The sequence below is a fragment of the Candidatus Accumulibacter vicinus genome (assembly GCF_000584955.1).
In the GTDB taxonomy this organism is placed as follows: domain Bacteria; phylum Pseudomonadota; class Gammaproteobacteria; order Burkholderiales; family Rhodocyclaceae; genus Accumulibacter; species Accumulibacter vicinus.
In genome coordinates this window covers 109054-128491 of record NZ_JDSS02000004.1, presented here as the reverse complement: position 1 = coordinate 128491, position 19438 = coordinate 109054, and the positions used below count along the sequence as shown (strand labels likewise).

20 protein-coding genes are annotated in these 19438 nt (G+C 61.2%); 7 read left to right on the top strand and 13 right to left on the bottom strand.

The annotated features are described in order from the left end of the window. The 3 genes from CAPSK01_RS00770 to CAPSK01_RS21305 all read left to right on the top strand — a co-directional run. On the top strand, window positions 1-663 hold a 663-nt coding region (locus CAPSK01_RS00770), incomplete at its 5' end, for a metal ABC transporter permease (protein WP_034920982.1). Window positions 664-681: 18 nt separating this feature from the next. Then, the gene (locus CAPSK01_RS00765; protein WP_273702816.1) at window positions 682-1626 is read left to right on the top strand and encodes a metal ABC transporter substrate-binding protein; all 945 of its coding nucleotides are present in this window, start codon (window positions 682-684) and stop codon (window positions 1624-1626) included. Window positions 1627-1660: 34 nt separating this feature from the next. Beyond that, window positions 1661-2989, top strand: coding sequence for a matrixin (locus CAPSK01_RS21305; RefSeq protein WP_273702815.1), 1329 nt, complete (start codon window positions 1661-1663; stop codon window positions 2987-2989). Between the two features lie 16 nt (window positions 2990-3005). Here CAPSK01_RS21305 and CAPSK01_RS00755 read toward each other — a convergent pair whose 3' ends face one another. The 3 genes from CAPSK01_RS00755 to CAPSK01_RS00745 form a co-directional block, all read right to left on the bottom strand. Then, the gene (locus CAPSK01_RS00755) at window positions 3006-4457 is read right to left on the bottom strand and encodes a bifunctional 2-methylcitrate dehydratase/aconitate hydratase (RefSeq protein WP_034920979.1); all 1452 of its coding nucleotides are present in this window, start codon (window positions 4455-4457) and stop codon (window positions 3006-3008) included. Window positions 4458-4621: 164 nt separating this feature from the next. Further along, window positions 4622-5770, bottom strand: coding sequence for a 2-methylcitrate synthase (gene prpC / locus CAPSK01_RS00750; RefSeq protein ID WP_034920976.1), 1149 nt, complete (start codon window positions 5768-5770; stop codon window positions 4622-4624). A gap of 50 nt (window positions 5771-5820) precedes the next feature. Beyond that, complete coding sequence (locus CAPSK01_RS00745) at window positions 5821-6309, bottom strand: septal ring lytic transglycosylase RlpA family protein (RefSeq protein WP_273702814.1); 489 nt, start codon at window positions 6307-6309, stop codon at window positions 5821-5823. A gap of 281 nt (window positions 6310-6590) precedes the next feature. Between CAPSK01_RS00745 and CAPSK01_RS00740 the strand changes: the two genes are divergently transcribed. Further along, window positions 6591-7109, top strand: coding sequence for a hypothetical protein (locus CAPSK01_RS00740; RefSeq protein WP_273702813.1), 519 nt, complete (start codon window positions 6591-6593; stop codon window positions 7107-7109). 17 nt (window positions 7110-7126) lie between these two features. Here CAPSK01_RS00740 and lipA read toward each other — a convergent pair whose 3' ends face one another. The 4 genes from lipA to CAPSK01_RS00720 all read right to left on the bottom strand — a co-directional run bounded on the left by lipA (window position 7127) and on the right by CAPSK01_RS00720 (window position 10300). Then, the gene (gene lipA / locus CAPSK01_RS00735; protein WP_273702812.1) at window positions 7127-8119 is read right to left on the bottom strand and encodes a lipoyl synthase; all 993 of its coding nucleotides are present in this window, start codon (window positions 8117-8119) and stop codon (window positions 7127-7129) included. Beyond that, window positions 8116-8736, bottom strand: a complete 621-nt coding sequence (gene lipB, locus CAPSK01_RS00730) for a lipoyl(octanoyl) transferase LipB (protein WP_273702824.1) — start codon at window positions 8734-8736, stop codon at window positions 8116-8118. Before lipB ends, lipA begins: the two co-directional genes overlap by 4 nt. Window positions 8737-8795: 59 nt before the next feature. Next, complete coding sequence (locus CAPSK01_RS00725) at window positions 8796-9065, bottom strand: DUF493 domain-containing protein (RefSeq protein ID WP_034920973.1); 270 nt, start codon at window positions 9063-9065, stop codon at window positions 8796-8798. 101 nt (window positions 9066-9166) lie between these two features. After that, on the bottom strand, window positions 9167-10300 hold the full coding sequence (locus tag CAPSK01_RS00720) for a D-alanyl-D-alanine carboxypeptidase family protein (protein WP_034920971.1): 1134 nt from the start codon (window positions 10298-10300) through the stop codon (window positions 9167-9169). 195 nt (window positions 10301-10495) lie between these two features. On the opposite strand from CAPSK01_RS00720, the gene CAPSK01_RS00715 reads away from it, so the two are divergent. After that, entirely contained in the window at window positions 10496-11113 is a 618-nt protein-coding gene (locus CAPSK01_RS00715; RefSeq protein ID WP_273702811.1) for a GAF domain-containing protein, read from the top strand. Here CAPSK01_RS00715 and CAPSK01_RS00710 read toward each other — a convergent pair whose 3' ends face one another. The 6 genes from CAPSK01_RS00710 to CAPSK01_RS00685 form a co-directional block, all read right to left on the bottom strand. Further along, the gene (locus tag CAPSK01_RS00710) at window positions 11114-12178 is read right to left on the bottom strand and encodes a septal ring lytic transglycosylase RlpA family protein (protein WP_034920966.1); all 1065 of its coding nucleotides are present in this window, start codon (window positions 12176-12178) and stop codon (window positions 11114-11116) included. Next, window positions 12175-13281, bottom strand: coding sequence for a rod shape-determining protein RodA (gene rodA / locus CAPSK01_RS00705; protein WP_273702810.1), 1107 nt, complete (start codon window positions 13279-13281; stop codon window positions 12175-12177). Before rodA ends, CAPSK01_RS00710 begins: the two co-directional genes overlap by 4 nt. A gap of 3 nt (window positions 13282-13284) precedes the next feature. After that, window positions 13285-15159, bottom strand: a complete 1875-nt coding sequence (gene mrdA / locus CAPSK01_RS00700; protein WP_034920964.1) for a penicillin-binding protein 2 — start codon at window positions 15157-15159, stop codon at window positions 13285-13287. Window positions 15160-15263: 104 nt separating this feature from the next. Further along, the gene (gene mreD, locus CAPSK01_RS00695) at window positions 15264-15788 is read right to left on the bottom strand and encodes a rod shape-determining protein MreD (protein WP_034920962.1); all 525 of its coding nucleotides are present in this window, start codon (window positions 15786-15788) and stop codon (window positions 15264-15266) included. A gap of 5 nt (window positions 15789-15793) precedes the next feature. Beyond that, window positions 15794-16726, bottom strand: coding sequence for a rod shape-determining protein MreC (gene mreC, locus CAPSK01_RS00690; protein WP_034920960.1), 933 nt, complete (start codon window positions 16724-16726; stop codon window positions 15794-15796). A gap of 53 nt (window positions 16727-16779) precedes the next feature. Next, window positions 16780-17823 (bottom strand): rod shape-determining protein, encoded by a 1044-nt coding sequence (locus CAPSK01_RS00685; protein ID WP_034920959.1) that lies wholly within the window; start codon window positions 17821-17823, stop codon window positions 16780-16782. Window positions 17824-17924: 101 nt separating this feature from the next. On the opposite strand from CAPSK01_RS00685, the gene gatC reads away from it, so the two are divergent. Together gatC and gatA are read left to right on the top strand one after the other, a co-directional pair. Further along, entirely contained in the window at window positions 17925-18221 is a 297-nt protein-coding gene (gene gatC / locus CAPSK01_RS00680; protein WP_034921086.1) for an Asp-tRNA(Asn)/Glu-tRNA(Gln) amidotransferase subunit GatC, read from the top strand. Continuing rightward, a partial coding sequence (gene gatA / locus CAPSK01_RS21300) for an Asp-tRNA(Asn)/Glu-tRNA(Gln) amidotransferase subunit GatA (RefSeq protein WP_273702809.1) occupies window positions 18218-19438 on the top strand: 1221 nt, incomplete at its 3' end. The genes gatC and gatA, both read left to right, overlap by 4 nt.

The window sequence follows — 19438 nt, the reverse complement described above, 5'->3', positions numbered from 1 at the left end:
GCGATGACCCTCGGCGGCCTCATCGCCGGCCTGGCGGTGGCGGTGCTGGCCGGTGGCGTGGCGCGCAATACGGTGATCAAGGAGGATGCCAGCCTGGCGACCTTCTACCTGCTCTCGCTTTCCGCCGGTGTGCTGATCATCTCGCTGCGCGGCAGTAGCGTCGATCTGTTGCATGTCCTCTTCGGCAGCGTGCTCGCGCTCGACGACGCAGCGCTGTACCTGCTCGCCAGCTTCGCCTCGCTATCGGTGGTCGCACTCGCGATCGGGCTGCGTCTGTTCGCGCTCGAAGGCTGCGATCCGGCTTTCCTGGCGCGCATCAGCCGCCTCGCACCGGTCGCCCACTACGGTTTCATGATCCTGCTGGTGCTCAACCTGGTGGCCGGTTTCCACGCCCTCGGCACGCTGATGGCGGTCGGCATCATGATCCTGCCGGCGGCCACGGCACGCCTGTGGGTGGGTACCCTGGGGCCACTGCTGCTGATCGCCGTGCTGACGGCTTTTTTCGGGTCGCTGATCGGCCTGTTGCTGTCGTACTACTTCAACCTACCGGCCGGACCGGCCATCGTACTGACGCTCGGCGCCCTCTACCTGCTGTCGATGGGAGTCGGCCGGCTCGGGCCGCTGGCCAGCCGCTGGCCGCCGGATTGGCATTTCGAACGCTGAACCCTGATGAGAAATCCAATGCACATGATTCTTCTGAGCACGCCTTTCCGACTCGCGGCAATATGGCTGCTGGCCATCGCCAGTCTGGGGCCAACCGGCCGGACGGTGGCTGGCGAAGCGCTACCGGTGGTCGCCAGCTTCAGCATTCTCGGCGATCTGACGCAGCAGGTCGGCGGCGACCGCGTGCAGGTGTACACCCTGGTCGGCCCCGGCGCCGATGCGCATGTCTACCAACCGACACCCAGCGACGCCAGGACGCTTTCCCAGGCGCGACTGGTGATCGTCAATGGGCTCGGTTTCGAAGGCTGGATCGGCCGCCTGATCAAATCATCCGGCTATCGCGGTCCGCTGGTCGTCGCCAGTCAGGGAGTCAATGCGTTGCACCAGCCGCGGGCGCATGCCGGCAAGCATGCTGATCCTCACCAGCCTACCGGCGACCTCGATCCGCATGCCTGGCAGGATCTCGCCAATGCTCGCCGTTACGTCGCCAACATCGCTGCCGCACTCGGCGAGGCGGACCCGGCGAGCCGCAGCGTCTATCAGGCCAATGCGGCTCGCCTGGACCAGGCGATGGCGACTCTCGACGGCGAAATCCGCGCCACTTTCAGCGCCCTGCCGGCAGAAAGGCGCAAAGTCGTCAGTTCACATGACGCTTTCGCCTACTTCGGCCGCGCCTACGGGCTCCGCTTCATCGCCCCGGTTGGCGTCAGCACCGACGCCGAGCCTTCGGCCGGCGAGGTCGGCGCGATCATCCGGCAGATCCGCCAGGAAAAGATCAGGGCGATGTTCGTCGAAAACATCACCGACCGGCGCCTGCTCGAACGCATCAGTCGCGAATCGGGCGCGCGCATCGGCGGCACGCTATACTCGGACTCGCTGACGAAACCCGGCAGCGCAGCCGACAGCTATCTCGGGATGATGCGGCAGAACGCGAAGGCGCTGGCGGCAGCTCTGACTGACTGAGGGCCATTAACGATGCTGGCGATTTGAGCCCTACATGACCACCGTCACTGACATTACTACGCAGGCCGCGTCCGGCCTGACCCACATTGATGCCCTCCTGGATGCTGGTCCCGGCTGGAACTGGGTGGCTCCCGCTCGCAACACCCTCTTCTATACCTTCGCGCTGAATGACGGCAACAGCCGCGACATAGGCAGCACGATCAGCGCTGCACCGGTGGCCTTCAATGCTACGCAACAGACTGCCGCGGTGCAGGCTCTCAACCGACTGACACAAATCACCGGCATCACCTTCGTGGCCACAACCGACGGCGCCGTGGCCGATCTCCATTTTGCTGCTGCCGACATCATCACCAGCACCACCACCGCGGGCATCTGTTCAACGCGCCGCCACTACTCTTTCGACGGCGACAACACGATCATCTCGTACACGGCGGACGCCTACATTTACCTTGACAACGCCAACTTTGCAGCCAGCAACCACGCACCCACTGCCGGCTCGGTCGGCTACGAGATGCTCCTGCACGAGTTGGGCCATGCGCTGGGGTTGAAGCACCCCTTTTCGGGCAGCGTTCGGCTGAGCGAAGCCAACGACCACACGGCGAACACGCTGATGTCCTATAACCATGCAGGCGGGCCCTATAGCGACTATTCGCCCTACGACATCGCGGCGCTGATGTTTCTCTACGGGGGGGACGGCCTGGGCAACGCGCTCGGCCAGGGCAGCCAAGGGCAGTATCTGGTGGGTACTCGCGGCGCCGATACGCTGACCGGCAGCAGCGGCAACGATGTGCTCGAAGGCATGGCCGGCGACGATCAGTTGATTGGTGGCACCGGTCAGGACACCGCCCATTACAACGGCCCTGCCGGCCACTATGTGGTGGCCATGACGAACGGTCACTGGTCGGCAAGCGACACTTCCGGCGAAGAGGGCCACGATCTCCTGTACGGCATCGAGCGCCTGCATTTTTCCGACCACCACCTGGCGATCGACATCGACGGTCATGCCGGCACCACTGCCAAGGTTTTGGGGGCAGTATTCGGCGCAGCCGCGGTCGACAATCCTGCCTATGTCGGCATCGGGCTTGGTCTGCTCGATGGTGGAATGTCCTACCAAAGCCTGATGCAACTTGCGCTGGACGTCCGGCTCGGGGTTGGCGCCAACCACCAGGCGGTGGTGACTTTGCTATACACCAACGTGATCGGCAGCGCGCCCTCACCCGACACGCTGGCCTTCTTCACCAGTCTGCTCGACAGTGGCGCGCATACGCCGGCCAGCCTGGGCGTGCTGGCTGCCGACACTGCGCAGAACGCGGCCAACATCAATCTCGTGGGTCTCTCCGAAGTCGGCATCGATTTTGTCTGATTTTATCGCGAACCGATCAGGGCACATATTGGGCATACTGGTCGAGGTAATCGTGCACTGCCAGCGTACCCAGTTGGTACACGTCGCGTGAAGACTCTTCGATGCGGCCTTGCTGTGCCGGGGAGAACCGGCGCGCCAGATGGGCCCGGAATTTCTCGACCAGTACAGGAATACCTTCGGCGCGGCGTCGACAGTGCCCCAACGGATATTCGGAGACCAGTTCTGCGGTCCGGCTGCCGTCGGCGAACACGACTTGCACGGCATTGGCGATCGAGCGCTTGGATGGGTCCAGGTAGTCCACCGAAAACCTGGGTTCCTCGCGGACCTCGATCTTCGCACGCAGAGCGTCGATACGCGGGTCGGCGGCAGCCGCATCCTCATAGTCTTCGCCAGTCAGCCGTCCCTTGATCAGCGCGACAGCGACCATGTATTGCAGGCAGTGGTCGCGGTCGGCAGGATTAAAGAGCGGCCCCTGCTTGTCGATGATGCGCAGCGCCGATTCGTGGGTGCGAATCAGTACCCTGGCAATCCTATCGATTCGTCCACGCACCTGAGAATGTAGTTCCACCGCACACTCGACCGCCGTCTGAGCGTGGAACTCGGCTGGAAAACTGATCTTGAACAACACATTCTCGATCACGTAGCTGCCATACCGACGCGACAGACGGAACGGCTGTCCCTTGAACAGAACCTCATAAAATCCCCAGGTCGGAACAGTCAACACCGACGGATAACCCATTTCGCCCTTGCACGACATGAGCGCCAAAAATACGCCACGCGCAGTGGCATCGCCCGCCGCCCAGGATTTTCTCGAACCGGTATTCGGTGCGTGCCGATAAGTGCGCAGCGGCTGACCATCGACAAAAGCCTGCGAAACAGCATTGATGATCTGCTCTCGCCCGCCGCCCATCAGCCAGGTGCATACCGCAGCAGTCGCCACCTTGACCAGCAGTACGTGGTCCAGCCCGACACGATTGAAACTGTTTTCGAGTGCTAGCACCCCCTGGATCTCATAGGCTTTGATCATCGCTTCCAGAACCTGGCGCATCAGCAGCGGCGCCTGCCCGTCGGCGACGCGAGTCCGCGACAGCCAGTCGGCAGTCGCGAGGATGCCCCCGAGATTGTCCGAAGGATGCCCCCATTCGGCTGCCAGCCAGGTGTCGTTGAAGTCCAGCCAGCGAATCAGGGTACCGATGTTGAAGGCCGCCTGCACCGGGTCGAGTTGAAATACGGTGCCGGGAACCCGTGCACCAGCGGGGACAACGGTGCCCGGGACGACCGGTCCGAGCAGTTTGCTGCAGGCCGGATAGGCAAGCGCTTCGAGACCGCAACCGAGCGCGTCGATCAGGCAATAGCGCGCCGTTTCAAAGGCCGCTCTCGACTCGATCTTGAAATCGAGAACGTAGTCGGCGATATCGGCCAGAACCTGGTCCGGTGCGGGACGTGTGGCGGGAATGCGTGTGCTCATGTCTGCTTTAATGTGAAAGTCGCGTCAGCGGCTCACGAATCTCCCCTCCCCACTTGCGGGAGGGGGTCGGTGGAGAGGGAAACGGTCATGATTTTCATGATCGGGGGGTGCCTGGAAAAGTCATGACCGTTCTCTGGCTGCGGAGCAACTGCCCGGCAGGATGCTCAGCATCGTTTTGACAGAATGACAAACTCCTGTTCCTCCGGTCCGATGTAGTTGGCCGAAGGGCGGATGATTCTTCCATCGATACGTTGCTCGATGACGTGTGCTGCCCAGCCGCTGGTGCGGGCAATGACAAACAGCGGGGTAAACATCGGTGTTGGAACGGCCAGCATGTGATACACCACGGCCGAAAACCAATCGACATTGGGAAAAATGCGCTTTTTCTCCCACATCACGGCCTCTATTCGACTGGCGATGTCGAACAGTACCAGATTGTCTCCCGCGGTGCACAACTGCTCGGCGACGGCGCGGATGACCTTGTGTCGCGGATCGGCGATGGTGTACAGCGGGTGACCGAAACCGATGACGATTTCCTTGTTCTCGAGGCGGCGGTTGATGTCCTGCTCGGCGTGCTCGGCGTCGTTATAACGGCTCTGGATCTCGAAAGCGACCTCATTTGCACCGCCGTGCAGACGGCCACTCAACGCGCCGATGGCCCCGCTGATCGCCGCATACAGGTCGGCACCGGTGCCAGTGATCGTCCGGGCAGCAAAGGTCGAAGCATTGAACTCGTGCTCGGCATAGAGCACCAGGGACTTGTCGAGGCTGCTCGCCTGCAGCGCCGTCGGGGGCTTTCCCCGCAAGAGGTGGAGAAAGTGCGCAGCGATCGAGTCGTCATCGGTCTCGGTCTCGATGCGCCGGCCGTTATGCGACCAGTGATACCAGTAGAGCAGCATCGACCCGAAGCTGGCAATCAGCCGGTCGGCAATCTCACGCGCAGCACCAGGGTTATGATCCTGCGCCTCCGGCAGAATCGTGCCGAGCGCCGAACATCCGCTACGCAAGACATCCATCGGATGCGCCGAGGCCGGCAGGCTCTCGAGCATCGGCCGCAGCATCACCGGCAATCCACGCAGCGTCTTGAGTTTTTTCTTGTACTGGTTGAGCTGGTTCAGACTCGGCAAGCGCCCATAGAGCAGCAGATAGGCCACTTCCTCGAAAGTGGCATGCTCGGCCAGGGCAATGACATCATAACCACGGTAATACAGATCGTTGCCGATGCGCCCCACCGCACAGATCGCCGTGTCGCCGGCAACCACACCGGACAACGCGACCGATTTCTTGACCCTGGGCAGTTCACTCTCTTTCACCTTGTATTTCCCTCCCTTGTTGACAAGCCATTCGGCTCATGACCGCGCGCTCACTTCTTTGCGATCCCCATCCCTGACTCGTCGCCGGCATGCAGGTGTGGCGGAGGCATGAAGGCGAGCGAACAGGCGTTTTCGTGGCCTTTCAGGAATTTCGGCAAGGCCACGACTTCCACTTCGGTGACACCGGCCTCGATCATCCCGAGACGTACCGCCGCCTCACGCGAGAGGTCGATCAGCCGGCTGCGATGTCCCATGCGATCATTGATCCTGACCACCACGCAACGCGCCGACAAGACACGGCGAACGGCTACCAGCGCGCCCAGGGGGAAGCGATTGCTTGCGGCGGATATGGTCTGGTGATCAAAATGCTCGCCAGAAGCCGTCTTGCGCCCGCTAAAAGCGGTACCGTAAAAACTGGCTCGTCCGCTCAGGATCGGTGAGGTATCGGGCCATTCACCCGACGAACCCAAGACCGGAAAGGAATCTCCGACAGCAAATCCGGAAAGAAGCGAAGCCAGCACCACAAAAACAAGTTTCAAAGGAGCTGACTCCTCAAGGTGGGCGCAAGAGCCAGACCGATTGTAGGTCAGACCGGTCGACAAGCATCATCACCGCCTGGAACGCTTACAATTCCGACTCTTCCTGCAAGGTGTCGCATGGTGACTCCCCGGTGGCAATTGGCAAAGCGGCAGCTTCGCCGGCGTAAGCATATCCTGCGCGTTGGCACGCGCACAAGTCGCCCGTCAATCAGGCTGGCGCCCGAGCGATCGCCGCGCCCAGCCGGCGCATGCGAAATCGATCGACCGGGCTTGTCGACCGCATGAATACGCACGCTGTTCCTGACTGGTTGCGACGGCTGCTGATGCGCAGCGTGGCACATCGCTACTATTCACTGGTAGTGACGGCGATCGCCTTCTCATCGACGATGACCTTCACCTTTCCTTTCGTTGTCGTGTTGATCCCGGCGGTCCTGCTCTCACCCAGGCGCTGGTGCACGCTCGGCTTGCTCTGCGGCATCGCGAGTGGCTGTGGCGCCGCCGCGCTGGTCGAGATCTTCCAGTACCTGGGGTCGGAATTTGTCGTCTCGCACTACCCGGAACTGATGCACTCGCAGGCCTGGCAAACGGCCAGCGAATGGCTGCAGCGCTGGGGTCTGGTTGCCATGCTGATCATTGCCGGGTCGCCGATCCCGCAGACACCCGCACTGCTCTTCTGCGCTCTGGCCGACGTGTCGACCCTGGGCATTCTGATTGCAGTCGGCGTCGGCAAGACGGTCAAATATCTGTTTCTGGCCTGGGCCACGGCCCGCTATCCGGCGCGCTTCATCCGCTACAGCTGAGTATCGGACACCCCGGATCAGGCGACACCGGCGCTGTTCGCCTGTATATCTGCCCAGTAGCTGGAGCGCACCATCGGACCGCAGGCGGCACCGGTGAAGCCCATTGCCAACGCCTCCCGCTCGTACATCCTGAAGGTCTCGGGATGTACGTAACGCAGTACCGGCAGGTGATGGCCGGAAGGTGCCAGGTACTGGCCGATGGTCAGCATGTCGACGTCGTTGGCACGCAGATCGCGCAACACTTCGAGGATCTCGTCGTCGGTCTCGCCGAGACCGACCATCAGTCCCGATTTGGTCGGCACCTGCGGATAGCGCGCCTTGAAGCCTTTGACGAAAGCCAGTGAATGCGCGTAATCGGCACCGGGTCGAGCCTGGCGATACAGACGCGGCACCGTTTCGAGGTTATGGTTGAGAATGTCGGGCAACGCCTGCCCGAGCACCTCGATGGCGATCTCCATGCGGCCCCGGAAATCGGGGACCAGCGTCTCGATGGTCGTGCCAGGCGAACGGCGGCGCACTTCGGCAATGACCTTGACAAAATGCTGCGCGCCGCCATCACGCAAGTCATCGCGGTCGACGCTGGTGATCACCACGTAGCGAAGCTTGAGCCGGGCAACGCTGTCGGCAAGACTGGCCGGTTCGTTGACGTCGGGCGCCAGCGGCTTGCCGTGGCCGACGTCGCAAAACGGGCAGCGGCGCGTACAGATGTCGCCGAGGATCATGAAGGTCGCCGTACCGCGGCCGAAGCATTCGCCAATGTTGGGACAAGCAGCTTCTTCACAGACGGTATGCAGCTTCTGTTCGCGCAACATTTTCTTGATTTCACCGAAACGACCCGCATCGTTACCCGCCTTGACACGAATCCAGTCAGGCTTGCGCTGTGGCGTCTGCGCAACGATCTTGATGGGAATGCGAGCCGTTTTCAGTTCGCCCCTTTCCTTGACGCCGGCGATCCTGGCACCTGCCCTTGTCGCCCCCGACCCTGCCTGCCCATCATCCTGACTGCTCATTGCCTGCACTCCAGTTGTCCCGCGAGATGTCCGGCCAGCGCCGTGGCCACCTGTGCGGGGATCAGCGCGATGCCGAGATCGCGTGTCTGCGTCACCGGCAGACCAGGGTAACCGCAGGGATTGATTGCCGCAAACGGCGACAGGTCCATCGCAACGTTCAAGCTGACGCCGTGGTAACAGCACCCCTTGCGGACACGCAGGCCGAGTGCCGCCACCTTGGCTACGCCCACATAGACCCCCGGTGCACCGCCATGCCGCTCGCCGACGACGCCATGCTCGGCAAGCAGATCGATCACCGCCTGCTCGATTGCCGCCACCAGCTCGCGCACTTTCAACTTCCTGCGGTGCAAATCCAGCAGCAGGTAGATCACCACCTGGCCCGGGCCGTGGTAGGTGATCTGGCCACCCCGGTCGGTCTTCAGCAGCGGGATGCCCAGGTCAGCCAGCAGATGTTCCGGTTTGCCCGCCTGACCCAAGGTAAACACCGGTGAATGCTCGCAACACCACAGTTCGTCGACCGTCTGTTCGCTACGTGCAGCCGTAAAGCGGACCATCTGCTGCCAAGTCTGCTGGTAATCGGTACAACCCAGATGACGGACCCGCAGCGAGCTGGAGATCGGCACCGGATCGCCGCCGAAGCCATCCGAATCAACAGGACCGCACTGACCGGCCGGCTTCACAGAACGATCTTGACCAGCGGGTGGCTGCTCAGTTCCTGATAGAGCGTATCGAGTTGCCTTCTGCTGACGGCATGGATGGTGCAGGTCAGGCTCAGATAGTTGCCGGCCGATGAAGCACGCACCTCCATCGTCGCGACATCGAAATCCGGCGCCTGCCGCAGCACGATTTCGAGTACCGCCTGCACCAGGGCATCGCTGGCCGCTCCCATGATCTTCAGCGGGAAAGCGCAGGGAAACTCGAACAGGCTGTCGGCGTCGTCAGACATCGGTGCTCCGGCTCGCCGGGTTGCGCTTGGCGCGCATCGCCAGCATCCATTCTTGCGACCATATCCGGACATACCGATGGAATGGATAGGGCATGCGGATGTCAGTTAAACCAGAGACGGATGGTGTCGATCATGCGGCCCAAAATGCCTGCTGCCGGCACCTCCTCAAGCGCCAGTACCGGGTAATCGCCGTAAGCTTTGTCATCGATGCTGACCTTCAGGGTGGCCAGAACCTGCCCGAGGGCGACCGGCGCCATCAGCCGCTGCTGCGCAACGAGTTCGGTCCTGATTTTGGGGCCAAAACCCTTGGGAACGGCCATTACGAGGTCTTTTGGAAAACCAATCTTGACCGTACTCTCCTTGCCCTTCCAGACTTTAAGCGTGGTCACCGGTTCGCTCTTCGCATACAGTTGAACGGCATCATAGAACTGGAAGCCGAAGTTGAGCAGCTTCAGTGATTCCTGCGCGCGCGCACTGTCCGATGCCGCACCGAGTACCACCGAAACCAGGCGACGCGACCCGCGTTTCGCCGACGAGACCAGGCAATAGCCTGCTGCCTCGGTGTGACCGGTCTTGAGACCATCGACGGTCGGATCGATATACAGCAGGCGGTTGCGATTCGGCTGCCTGATGTTGTTATAGCGAAACTCCTTCATCGAGTAGTATCTGGCATACTCTTCGGGAAAATCACGAATCAGGGCGTCAGCCAGGATCGCCAGATCGCGTGCTGTCGTGTAGTGCTGCGGATCAGGCAAGCCGCTCGAATTGCGAAAACTCGACCCCTTCATGCCCAGTCTCTGTGCCTCACGATTCATCATCTGCGCGAAGTTCCCCTCGTCGCCGGCAATGGCTTCGGCAAGTGCGACACAGGCATCGTTGCCCGACTGAATGATCATGCCCTTCAGCAGATCCTCCACCTTGACCTCTGTGCCGACCTGGATGAACATTCGTGAACCGCCTGTCTTCCAGGCTTTCTGGGAAACAGGGACAGTCTGATCAAGCTTGATCGTCCCCTGTCTGATCGCCGCAAAACTCAGATAGGCGGTCATCAGCTTGGTCAGTGACGCTGGCTCGAGGCGCTGGTCCACGGCCTGTCCGGCCAGTTCCTGTCCAGACGCCGATTCGACCAGCAGCCATGACTTGGCGGCCAGTACCGGCGGCGCTGGCAGTTGCTGGGCACCGGCCAGGATGGGAAGGCAGGACAGAACGAAAAGCAGGGATCGGAGCTTGAGCATGGGGGATTTCTTGGCAAAGTGGCGATTATAGCAAGCCATTCCGGCCACATCCGTGTGCGTTTTGTGACCCGGCCGGCAGGAGATTCCTCGCTTCCGTGATTTACTCCCTACCCTGGCAGGCCGACCTGAACGTACAGTAGGGACACTTTTCCGGATGTAAACACACGCGCAAGCGGGCGCTGCTGAACTCCATTGTTGCCACTCTTCCGACCTCTCTCGAGCTCCCTTGACCTGCAAGGCGCGTTTGCGCAACTGTCGAGACGAGGATTTGCCGGTCATCACCTCGACGAAACCCTGCGCCAGCTCACCGCCACCACCAGCCGGATACTCAACATCGAGCGCGTCAGTCTATGGGGCCTGAGTGCGCAAGGAGAGAAGCTCGAATGCATCAATCTCTACGAGCTGTCCCGCGACCAGCATAGCAACGGCTTGACGCTGCGCGCGGCTCGCTACCCGGAATATTTTCGGGCTCTTGAGAAAGGCGAACCGATTGTTGCCGATGACGCGATGAAGCATCCGTCCACCCAGGAACTCAGCCACGACTATTTGCTGTTGAACGGCATCAGCGCCGTCATCAACTCGCCGATTCATGCCGATGGCGAACTGCAGGGCGTGCTCTGCATCGAGCGCGTCGGACCACACGCAACCTGGACTTCGGTGCAGCGACTGTTCGCTCATGCCGTTGCCAGTCTGGTCAGCCAGGCCTTGCTGCAATACCAACTGCTTTCGATCAAGGAAGAACTGCGCGACGCCAAGCAGGGCAAGAAGATCGTGCAGGGAGTATTTCGCCCGCTCGACAGCGACGACAGCTGATCAGTGCGCCACCAGGGTGGGTTTGTACCCGAGCGCCAGACGAATCCTTTCGGCAACTTTTTCGGCATCGATGCGGCTAGGATACGGGCCTAGATGAACGCGGTGCATACCGCCTCCGGCGTTCACCTGGATCTTCTCGTTGAGCCAGTCCAGTTCACGCAACAGGTGTGAGCGCAGGCTTTCGGCATTTTCAGCGCTGACGAAAGCACCCAGCTGCAGGAAGACGCCGCGCAGATTTGCGGACGCGGTAGCCGCTGTCGGCGTCACATTCACCAGCGGGGATGGGGTGGCCGCCTTGTCGGCCCCCAGTCTGGCCGCCAGCAGCTCAATCTCGTCTCGCTCCACCGGGTTGACCATCGCTCGCGCTGGGCGTGGCGCCGGCATCACCTGCGCGTAGCTCATCGTGGTCGCGCCGGCTGGCAGAATCGACTCGACTTCAACCTGGGTGCTGCCGTTGTCCACGTAACCCAATCGGTAAGCGGCTGCGTACGAGAGGTCGATGATCCGATCGGCATGGAAGGGGCCGCGATCGGTCACTCTGACGACCACTGATTTTCCATTGCTGACGTTGGTCACCCGGGCATACGAGGGAATCGCCAGGGTCGGATGTGCGGCGGTCATCGAGAACATGTCGTAGGGTTCGCCGATCGACGTGGGTTGTCCATGAAACTTCTTGCCGTACCAGCTCGCCACACCGCGCTCCTGATGGGGTCGGAGGCTGGCGTTCGGCTCGTAGGCCTTGCCGAGAACGACATACGGCCGGTTCGCGAAGCGATGCAGCGGTTCAAGGCGCGGCTGTGCGTCGGGAATCTCATCGAGATTGTCTGGAAACTCGTCGCCCGGGCCATCATCCTTGTAATAGGCGCCCCCTCGCTTCTGCAGGAGGTTCGCCTTCCTGACCATCTTCGCCGGCGCCTTGGCCGGCTCGGCGGTGCGCGCTCCCGACTCGACCGGACGCGATGGCTGACCACCACAGGCTGCGAGGATCCATGGCAACAGGCACAGTGCCGCGCTGTACGGCAACCGCCTGGCCAGTTCAGCCAGCCCACACTCCGCGCGCTTCATTTTCGAACCAGCATCCGGTGCGTCTGGATGCTCATCAGGATGCCGATGCCGACCGACAGGGTCACCAGCGCCGTTCCACCATAACTCATGAACGGCAGCGGCACCCCGACCACCGGCAGAATGCCGCTGACCATGCCCATATTGACGAACACATAGGTGAACAGGCTCAGGGTTATCGAGCCGGCCATGACACGCGCGAACAGCGTCGAGGCATTGGCGGCGATCATCAGGCCACGCGCAATCAACAGAAAGTAGAGCAGCACCAGAAGGCTGTTGCCGAGCAAACCGCGCTCCTCGGAGAAAACGGCGAAGATGAAGTCGGTATGGCGCTCGGGAATGAATTCCAGGTGGGTCTGCGTACCTTCCAGCCAGCCTTTGCCGAATGTGCCACCCGAGCCGATGGCAATGGTCGACTGGATGATGTGATAGCCCGCCCCCAGCGGATCGCTGGTCGGATCGATCAGGGTCAGGATGCGTTTGCGCTGGTAGTCATGGAGCATCGTCCACACGAAAGGTGCCGCCGCCGCAGCAGCAGCGAACAGGCCAAAGATCACCTGCCAGGGCAGACCGGCCAGGAAGATGACGTAGAAGCCGGCAGCACCGACGAGAATGGCCGTTCCGAGGTCAGGCTGCTTGGCAATCAACGCGAAAGGGACGAGCAGCAGCAGACAGGCAAAGAGATAATGGCGGAATCTGAGCATGGCTTCGTGCTTGTGAAAGTACCAGGCGAGCATCAGCGGCACGGCAATCTTCAGTACCTCGGAGGGCTGGATGCGGGTAAACCCGAGCGACAACCAGCGTCTCGCCCCATTCACCCTGACCCCGAAGAAAAATACGCAAATCAACAGGGTCACGCCGAGCACGTAGAGCGGCACTCCGAAGCCCATCAGCTTCTGCGGCGGCAACTGCGCCACCAGCCACATCGCACAAAAGCCCACCGCCATGTTCACGGTCTGCGCCAGCAGGCGGTTGCTGGCGTCGTAGGTGGCGCTGTAGACGGTTGCCAGACCAGTGGCCATGATCAATGCGGTGATCAGCAGCAAGGGCCCGTCGAGGTGCTCGATCAGACGCACCCAGGCGCGGTGCAGCAACGGCGGCAACATCAGCTAGTCCTCCTCGACATCGTCTTCCCGCGCGGCCCCCTTGGGCAGCTTGCCAAGCAGATAGTAATCGAAAACCATGCGTGCGATCGGCGCCGCCGACTGGGCACCAAAACCGCCGTTTTCCACCAGCACGGCCAATGCGATCTTCGGCTGGTCTGCCGGCGCAAAAGCAATGAACAGCGCATGGTCACGCAACTCCTTCTTGACACTCGAGGCCCGGTACTCCGCTCCCTTGAGGCTGAAAACCTGCGCCGTGCCGGTCTTGCCTGCCGAGACATAGCCGGCACCGGCAAAAGCGCGCGCGGCAGTGCCCGCGGTGTTGACGCCGACCATCGCCTTCTTGATGATCTCGACATTCTGTCGCTTCCACGGCAGGGTGCGCAGCGGCTCCGGCTCGACCATCGTCTGCTCGCCACTTCGGCTGTCGGTGATGTACTTGACGAGGTGCGGCCGGAACATGACCCCATTGTTGGCAATGGTGGCCGTCGCCTGCGCCAGCTGGATCGGGGTGTAGGCATTGTAACCCTGACCGATGCCGATCGAGATCGTTTCACCGGCAAACCACTTCTGCTGCTCGGGTCGCTTGAAACGACGCTTCTTCCACTCCGGCGACGGCAGCACACCTTCCGATTCCCCCTCGATGTCCACCTCTGTGCGTTGACCGAAACCCAGCTGCCCCATGAAGCGAGCGATGCTGTCGATGCCCATGTCGTTGGCGAGCATGTAGTAGTAGGTATCACAGGAATGGACGATCGACTTGTACATATCGACGCTGCCGTGCCCCCCCTTCTTGTCATCGCGAAACTGGTGCCCGCCAAAGTTGAAGAAGCCGGGATCGGAAATCGTCTGTCCTGGCGTGCGCTTGCCGGTTTCCAGCGCCGCCAGCGCCATGAACGGCTTGAAGGTCGAACCCGGCGGATAGGCGCCGTTCAGCGCGCGGTTGAGCATCGGTTTGTCTGGCGAGTTGTTGAGCAGTTCCCAGTCGTCGCTGCGAATGCCATCGACAAAGAGATTCGGGTCGAAGGAAGGAGTGGACACCAGCGCCAGAATGCCTCCGGTCGAGGGCTCGATCGCCACCAGCGCGCCACGGCGGTCGCCAAAGGCCTTTTCGGCCATTTCCTGGAGCTTGATGTCGAGCGTCAGTGTCAGATTGCTGCCCTGTACCGGTGCCGTCCGCGACAGACTGCGAATCGCCCGTCCGCCCGCGTCGATTTCGACCTGTTCATAGCCGGTTTGGCCATGCAACTGATATTCGTACTTCTGTTCCAGTCCGGTCTTGCCAATGTGGTCGGTGCCTTTGTAGTTCGCCGCCTGTTCGTTTTCCTCGATGATCTCGAGGTCGCGCTTGTTGATGCGGTTGATGTAGCCGATGGCGTGCGCAGCGATTGGACCCAGCGGATATTGGCGGAACAGGCGCGCCTTGACCTCGACACCGGGAAAGAGATAACGGTTGGCCGCAAAGCGAGCGACTTCCTCCTCACTCAGGCGCGTGCGAATCGGCAGGCTTTCGAAATTCCGGCTCTCCTCGAGCAACCTGCGAAAACGCTTGCGGTCCTTGGGCAGAACCTCGATCACCTTGCCCAGCCCTTCGATCGTCGCTTCGAGGTCCTCGACCTTCGACGGCGTAATCTCCAGTGTGAAAGCCGAATAATTGTGGGCCAGGACCGTACCATTGCGATCGACGATGACGCCACGGTTGGGAACGATCGGCACCAGGGAAATGCGGTTGTCCTCGGCGCGGGTGGTGTAGTAGGCGTGCTGAAGCACCTGCAAATGGACAAAGCGCACGATCAGGACAACGAAAGCCGCCAGCACCGCAACCCCGGCCAGGGTGATCCGGAAGCGGAAGCGAGACAGTTCTCGATCGGTGGCATTCAACGGTAACTGACCAGCCAGCAAGGTGAAGCCCTCAGCGATGACGTCGGATCAATGAGCGCTGTTCCGCATATCGGCGAACACGGCGCCGAGAGCACGTCACGGACTCAGAGCGGCCGGTTGGCATCACGGTCTACGGGCTGATGCTGCGGCAGCAGCAGGAAGAAGGTCAGCAAGGGCCACAGCAGCGTCCCGAAAATGGGTCCGAGGAAATAGCTGATGCCCGGCGAATCGGCGCCGGCCAGCAAGCGTACGCTGAACTGCACCAACTGCACCAGCAGGAGCAGCGGCAGCACCTGCAAGGCTTGCAGCCCGAGTGGAAACCACAGGATCCGGCGCGACAGCGAGGACCCACCGTAAGCCGCCAGGACATAGGCCAGCGCGTGCTGTCCGAGCAGGCTGGCATCGGCAACGTCCATGGCCACGCCGAAAATGAAAGCCAAGCCCATCCCGACCCGGCGTGGCTCGCGAACGCTCCAGAAAACGATCAACAAAGCCACCCAGTCGGGCACGCCGTGCCAGACGGTGGTCGGCAGGAAATTCAGCAGCAGCGCCGCCAGCAAGCTGAAGCCGATGAACCACGGGCGTACCGGCAAGAGAATTCGCGATGAGGAATAGCTGCTGGTCTGCATCGGGCTCAGTCCTTTCTCAGGCGTTTCTTCTTTGCCTGTCCGGATCGCACCTGCGACCGGGCTTCCCGGCCGGCAGCCTCCCGGACAAGTTGCTCCGGCAAGACCACTGCCGGACGCGGGTCGAGGATCATCACTTCGCTGAAATTCTCGACACCGGCCAACGGCATGCAGAAGATCCTGGCAAATGAGTACGAGGTATCACGTTCGATGTGCACCACCCTGGCGACCGGGAAGCCGGGCAGAAAGATGCCGTCCAGTCCCGAGGTCACGAGCACGTCGCCATCCTTGACGTCGGCGTTGGCCGGCAGAAAACGCAGTTCGAGCTGGCCGTTGCCAAGACCGAAAACCACCGAGCGCAAGCCGGTGCGAACAATCTGTACAGGTACCGCCTGCTCCTTGTCGGTAATCAGCGTGACTTCAGCGACGAAAGGAAACACTCTGGTCACCTGACCAACGATGCCTGCATCATCGATCACCGGCTGCCCGGAAACCACCTTGTCCTGTTGCCCCTTGTCGATGACGATACGCCGCGAATACGGATCGCGCGCCGAATAGAGGATCTGTGCCAATTGACCGCTCGCCTGCTGCCGCTCCTTGACGCCGAGGAGATTGCGCAGACGCTGGTTCTCGACTTCCAGGTGCTGGGTGCGCAGCAGCGTCGCCACGTTATCAAGGCGGGCACGTTTCAACTGGGTATTTTCAGCCTGCAAACGCGACACGCTGACGAAATAATTCCCGGCGTTTTCGAGAAACTGCGCGGGCAACTGAGCCAGATGTTGCACCGGATGGGTGAACATGGACAGTGCCTGCCGCAACACTTCCAGCGTTTGCAGACGCGCGTCGACCACCAGGAGTGCAACCGACAACGCAACGTAGAACGACAGCAGCGCCAAAGGTGCCGGCCCGCGCTTGAAAAACGGTGGCGGCTGGTGGTCCATCAATCAGGCCTGGAGTTGGCACGCGCGGCGATCACACCACGCACCGCGGCTCGTCAATCGGAAGCGAAAATGCTTCCGAGATTATCCATCTTCTCGAGCGCCATGCCACAGCCTCGGGCAACACAGGTCAAAGGCTCCTCGGCAACGATCACCGGCAGACCGGTCTCCTCCATCAGCAGGCGATCGATGTCGCGCAGCAGGGCTCCCCCCCCGGTAAGCACCATACCCTTGTCGGCAATATCGGCGCCAAGCTCGGGGGGGGTCTTTTCAAGCGCCGACTTGACCGCCGAAACGACACTGTTCAACGGCTCGGTCAATGCTTCGAGAATTTCGTTCGAGGAAATGGTGAACTTGCGTGGAATCCCTTCGGCCTTGTTGATTCCCGAAACTTCCATCTCGCGTACCTCGGCGCCAGGAAACGCCGAACCGATCTTCTTCTTGATGTTTTCGGCGGTGTTCTCGCCGATCAGCATGCCGTAGTTGCGGCTGATGTAGTTCATGATCGCCTCGTCGAGCTTGTCACCGCCGACGCGTACAGAACCTGCATAGACCATGCCACCAAGCGAAATGACGCCGACTTCGGTGGTCCCGCCGCCAATATCGACGACCATCGAACCCGTTGGCTCGGACACCGGCAGACCCGCACCGATCGCCGCCGCCATCGGCTCCTCGATCAGAAAAACCTGACTTGCACCGGCACCGATCGCCGATTCGCGAATCGCACGGCGCTCGACCTGCGTCGAACCAGAGGGCACACAGATGATGATTCGCGGTGACGGCGACAATAGCCGCGAGTCGTGAACTTTCTTGATGAACTGCTTGAGCATCTGCTCGGTGACCGTAAAATCGGCGATCACGCCATCCTTCATCGGTCGAATCACCGTAATCGCCCCAGGCGCCTTGCCAAGCATTTCCTTGGCTGCCTTTCCGACCGCCTGAATCGTTTTCTTGGAGTTCGGCCCACCCTGCGTACGAATGGCGACCACTGACGGTTCGTCGAGGACGATTCCCTTCGATCGCACATAGATCAGCGTATTGGCCGTGCCTAGGTCGATCGCGAGATCGTTGGAAAAATAACTGCGCAAAAAACTGATCATGCTTGAGAAATCCGTGATGGCCCGTAGCGAGGGCTGCGGTTGGAAAAACTTTTATGATACCTTATATGGCTCACTCATTTAACAACTTGGTAATTTCTGCCATGTCGCTTACCCTAGAACAGGTCCGGCGCGTTGCCCACCTCGCCCGAATCGAAATCAGTGATGTCGAAGCACATCGCACACTCGGCCATCTGAACGAGATTTTTGCCTTGATCGAGGAGATGCAGGCTGTTGATACGCAAGGCATCGGGCCCATGGCGCATGCCCAGGATGTGGCGCAGCGCCTGCGCGCCGATCTGGTCACCGAGTCGGATCAGCTTGCCCAGCGCGCCGCTTTCCAGGCCATCGCACCGGAAACCGAGGGCGGACTCTACCTGGTGCCAAAGGTCATCGAATGATTGAGTGCAGCCTCCAGGCGATGGCGACCGCCTTGGCAAACAAGGAAATTTCGAGCGTCGAGCTGACGCACCTGTACCTCGACCGGATCGCCCGCTACAACCCACGACTCAATGCTTACATCACCGTCGATCCGGCCCGTAGTCTTGCCCAGGCGCGCGCCGCTGACGAGCGCCTGGCCAGAGGCGAAGGCGGACCGCTGACCGGCATTCCGATCGCGCACAAGGACATCTTCTGCGCCAAAGACTGGCTGACCACCTGTGGGTCGAAGATGCTGAGCAATTTCGTCAGCCCCTACGATGCCGCCGTGATTGCCCGCTTCCAGACCGCTGGCGCGGTGATGCTCGGCAAGACCAACATGGACGAATTCGCAATGGGTTCGTCCAACGAAACCTCATTTTACGGGCCGGTGCACAACCCTTGGGACAGCAGTTGCGTTCCCGGTGGGTCTTCCGGCGGATCGGCCGCTTCGGTCGCCGCACGCCTGGCACCCGCAGCCACCGGCACCGACACCGGCGGATCGATTCGCCAGCCGGCGGCACTGTGCAACCTGACCGGGATGAAGCCCACTTATGGCGTCATCTCGCGCTACGGCATGGTCGCCTTTGCGTCTTCACTCGACCAGGCCGGACCGCTTGGCCGCTCAGCAGCCGACTGCGCCACCTTGCTCAACACCATGGCCGGCTTCGACGAACGCGATTCGACGAGTCTCGACCGCCCAGCCGAAGATTACAGCCGTGAAATCAATGGCGCGAGTACTGCAAAACCACTGGCCGGATTGAAGATCGGCTTGCCGGAAGAGTTTTTTGGCGACGGCTGCAGTCCCGAAGTGATGCAGCTGGTCGAGGCGGCCATCGGCGAGTACCGCCAACTTGGCGCCGAAACCGTCGCCATCAACCTGCCGAGCATGGGCCTTTCCGTGGCCGCCTACTACGTGATCGCCCCGGCCGAAGCGAGTTCGAACCTGGCGCGCTTTGACGGCGTTCGATACGGTTATCGCGCACCGGCGTACCAGGATCTCAACGACATGTACTGCAAGAGTCGCGCGCAGGGCTTCGGTGACGAGGTCAAGCGGCGCATCCTGATCGGCACCTATGTCCTGTCGCACGGCTACTACGATGCGTATTACCTGCAGGCGCAACGCATCCGTCGCCTGATTGCCAACGATTTTGCCCGCGCTTTTCAGAAATGCGACGTGATCATCGGGCCGACCAGTCCG

Excerpts from the sequence above, each read along its gene's own strand:
- CAPSK01_RS00765 (WP_273702816.1), top strand. The coding sequence starts at position 682 with ATGCACATGATTCTTCTGAGCACGCCTTTCCGACTCGCGGCAATATGG.
- rodA (WP_273702810.1), bottom strand. The coding sequence starts at position 13,281 with ATGTTGCCGCCGTTGCTGCACCGCGCCTGGGTGCGTCTGATCGAGCAC.
- lipA (WP_273702812.1), bottom strand. The coding sequence starts at position 8,119 with ATGAGCAGTCAGGATGATGGGCAGGCAGGGTCGGGGGCGACAAGGGCA.
- CAPSK01_RS21305 (WP_273702815.1), top strand. The coding sequence starts at position 1,661 with ATGACCACCGTCACTGACATTACTACGCAGGCCGCGTCCGGCCTGACC.
- CAPSK01_RS00740 (WP_273702813.1), top strand. The coding sequence starts at position 6,591 with ATGAATACGCACGCTGTTCCTGACTGGTTGCGACGGCTGCTGATGCGC.
- CAPSK01_RS00720 (WP_034920971.1), bottom strand. The coding sequence starts at position 10,300 with ATGCTCAAGCTCCGATCCCTGCTTTTCGTTCTGTCCTGCCTTCCCATC.
- CAPSK01_RS00755 (WP_034920979.1), bottom strand. The coding sequence starts at position 4,457 with ATGAGCACACGCATTCCCGCCACACGTCCCGCACCGGACCAGGTTCTG.
- gatC (WP_034921086.1), top strand. The coding sequence starts at position 17,925 with ATGTCGCTTACCCTAGAACAGGTCCGGCGCGTTGCCCACCTCGCCCGA.
- mreD (WP_034920962.1), bottom strand. The coding sequence starts at position 15,788 with ATGCAGACCAGCAGCTATTCCTCATCGCGAATTCTCTTGCCGGTACGC.
- CAPSK01_RS00685 (WP_034920959.1), bottom strand. The coding sequence starts at position 17,823 with ATGATCAGTTTTTTGCGCAGTTATTTTTCCAACGATCTCGCGATCGAC.
- mreC (WP_034920960.1), bottom strand. The coding sequence starts at position 16,726 with ATGGACCACCAGCCGCCACCGTTTTTCAAGCGCGGGCCGGCACCTTTG.
- CAPSK01_RS00710 (WP_034920966.1), bottom strand. The coding sequence starts at position 12,178 with ATGAAGCGCGCGGAGTGTGGGCTGGCTGAACTGGCCAGGCGGTTGCCG.
- CAPSK01_RS00725 (WP_034920973.1), bottom strand. The coding sequence starts at position 9,065 with ATGTCTGACGACGCCGACAGCCTGTTCGAGTTTCCCTGCGCTTTCCCG.